This window comes from uncultured Paenibacillus sp. (assembly GCF_963515335.1).
GTDB lineage: Bacteria > Bacillota > Bacilli > Paenibacillales > Paenibacillaceae > Paenibacillus_I.
Genome location: NZ_CAUPYC010000122.1, coordinates 1 through 2,606, shown reverse-complemented (window position 1 = coordinate 2,606; position 2,606 = coordinate 1). Strand labels below are relative to the sequence as shown.

Annotated in this window: 3 protein-coding genes; 1 reads left to right on the top strand and 2 read right to left on the bottom strand. The window is 51.8% G+C overall.

Features of this window, described 5'->3' with window-relative positions; translation table 11 throughout:
- Window positions 1–101: 101 nt before the first annotated feature.
- Window positions 102–983 (top strand): hypothetical protein, encoded by an 882-nt coding sequence (locus RWM61_RS20145; RefSeq protein WP_314004266.1) that lies wholly within the window; start codon window positions 102–104, stop codon window positions 981–983.
- 81 nt (window positions 984–1,064) lie between these two features.
- Here the strand turns inward: RWM61_RS20145 and RWM61_RS20140 are convergent, their stop codons facing one another.
- A complete protein-coding gene (locus RWM61_RS20140) occupies window positions 1,065–1,733 on the bottom strand; it encodes a bifunctional 2-keto-4-hydroxyglutarate aldolase/2-keto-3-deoxy-6-phosphogluconate aldolase (protein WP_314004263.1) in 669 nt (222 codons plus the stop codon).
- A gap of 60 nt (window positions 1,734–1,793) precedes the next feature.
- Window positions 1,794–2,546, bottom strand: a complete 753-nt coding sequence (gene kduD / locus RWM61_RS20135) for a 2-dehydro-3-deoxy-D-gluconate 5-dehydrogenase KduD (RefSeq protein ID WP_314004260.1) — start codon at window positions 2,544–2,546, stop codon at window positions 1,794–1,796.
- Window positions 2,547–2,606: the final 60 nt, after the last annotated feature.

The window sequence follows — 2,606 nt, the reverse complement described above, 5'->3', positions numbered from 1 at the left end:
ATTTGACGCGCTTTATTCAACTTTTCAAGAGGTTACTTTCCGAATCCATGTTAAAGAGTATTCGTTTTATTAAGCTATATTAATGAGAAGTTGGTGTTTTATTGAAAACAAAACGGATAGCATTTTTCACGCTGATTTTATTTTTCGCGATAGTTATCGGATATATTGTAAATGTGATTTTTTTTAGCTCATCTCGTGATTTTGCGGGCTTAAATGGTGAAGTGCTGCTTATGCAAGGAGATGCAGCTCCAGAATTTCCGGTGGTGAGGTATAATCCACGCACCAAAAAAACGTTTGAAATAAAAGATATTTACTACTATCCGCAATATAACGTGAACAGTAAAAATAATATAATTGCCATAATTGACGAAAACAATATGCAGAACATATATGAACTTTCAAGTGGTGACGGATCTTCATACTCTAGAAAAAGATTAATTTATTCCGGTAGAGATGTGGAGCATCCTAAGTTTGTCCCCGGCAAGGATTCCATCAGCTTTATTGAAGATAATAAGTTATTCTACTATGATATCGAGATTGGTGGAGAACCCGTTTTTATTTCAAATATGAGTTCTGAGTATTATGATTGGCTAGACTCTGATACGGTGCTTTACTCCATGGATGCCGGTGAGGGTAACTATAACATAATGGCTTATAATATAGCGAACAGAAAAGCCGTTATATTCAAAAATAATGCTCTGGCACCTGCACTCTCCATTAACAAAAAGTTTTTAGCTTATCGATTGAGTAATGACAGCAGTGTGGTTATACTGGAACAACTAAATACTGTTGGACCCCAAAAGTCGATCAAAGTTAATGCGCAAGGCATTTTACCGTATAAGCCTTCACCTGATGGGAAATATCTGGCAGGGGCAGTTTATAACCTGAGCAAGACTGATGTCATTATTATAAATGTTGATACGAATAAGACACGTACAATATTTCCATCAATGCTGCCCGCCGTTATTGATTGGAAGTCATAATGATTGGACTGTCAACTCAGCGGCGTTGACAGTCCATACACCTTCGGTTTTTGCATTGGTCTCCGCATCTTCACAGTTGTGCTATGATTCCGCCTTGGCCTTCCGGTACGCTTCCATATAGGCGCGCGCTTTGTCGGCGATCAGGCTGAAGTCGCCCTTGGCGACGGCTTCCTTCGTGAGATCGGAGCCGATGCCGACTCCGAACACACCGGCCTTGACCCACTCGCCGAGGTTGGCCAACGACACGCCGCCCGTCGGCATGACGTTGGCCTGCGGCAGCGGTCCCTTGATCGTCGGCACGATCGAAGGCGAGAACAGGCTGCCGGGGAACAGCTTGACGACATCGACGCCGAGCTCCAGCGCCGCGACGATTTCCTGAATCGTAATCGCACCCGGCATAACCGGCACCCGGTACCGATTGCAGAGCTTGACGGTATCCGGATTCAGGCTTGGCGACACGACGAATTCGGCGCCGGCCATAATGGCCGCACGAGCCGTCTCCGGGTCGAGCACCGTGCCGACGCCGATGATCGCATAGTCGGCACGCGACGGCTCCGCGCTGTGATACTTCTTCGCCAGCGCCGTGATCGCCTCGAGCGCGAACGGCACGGTCATCGTGATTTCGATCGCCTTGATGCCGCCTTCAATGGCGCTTTCGGCCATGCGCACGACCTCTTCGGGCGAATCGCCCCGCAGCACGGCGACAACGCCGGACTCGCACAGCTGTTGGAGCAGTTGCAGCTTTTTCATCCCGCTAAACATCTCCTTCGACAATGTCAGTCAGTATCCGTCACTTTATAAGCCTTAACCTTACCTCGCCATCCAGCCGCCGTCCACGTTGAGCACGTGGCCGTTCATATAGTCGGATGCGGCCGACGCCAGGAAAACGACGGGGCCCTTGAGGTCTTCCGGCGCACCCCAACGGCCGGCGGGAATCCGCTCGGTGATGGAACGGTACCGCTGCTCGTCGGCAACGATTGGCGCCGTATTGTTCGTCGTCATATAACCGGGCGCGATCGCGTTGACCTGCACGCCCTTGCTTGCCCATTCGTTGGCGAAAGCTTTGGTCAGTCCCGCAACGGCATGCTTGCTCGCCGTGTAGCCGGGCACGTTGACGCCGCCTTGGTAGGAGAGCATGGAGGCGATATTGATGATTTTGCCGCTGCCTCGTTCGATCATATGCCTGCCCGCCGATTGGCACAGGAAAAAGACCGAGTTCAGGTTCAAATCGATGACGTCGTACCAGTCCTGGCGTCCATGGTCGACGGCCGGCTTGCGGCGGATGATGCCCGCGTTGTTCACGAGTATGTCGATTCGCCCGAATGCCGCAACCGCCCGATCGAACACATTGTCCAGGCCGTCGGCGTCGCTGAGGTCCGCGGGCAGATCGAACGCCCTGCGCCCGAGCGCTTCCACCGCCGCCGCCGTCTGCGCGCTGCCCGACGAGGAAACCGCCACGATATCCGCGCCCGCTTCGGCCAAGCCGATCGCCAACGCTTGCCCGAGTCCGCCGGATGTGCCGGTGACGAGCGCCGCCTTGCCGCTCAAATCAAACAGTCCCATTGTCATTCCTCCCACTATAAAGTAATGTTTTCTCCTGTTTTCTCGCTCATTCTCAGTATT

Coding starts and splice junctions, on each gene's coding strand:
- kduD (WP_314004260.1), bottom strand. CDS start 2,546: ATGGGACTGTTTGATTTGAGCGGCAAGGCGGCGCTCGTCACCGGCACA.
- RWM61_RS20140 (WP_314004263.1), bottom strand. CDS start 1,733: ATGAAAAAGCTGCAACTGCTCCAACAGCTGTGCGAGTCCGGCGTTGTC.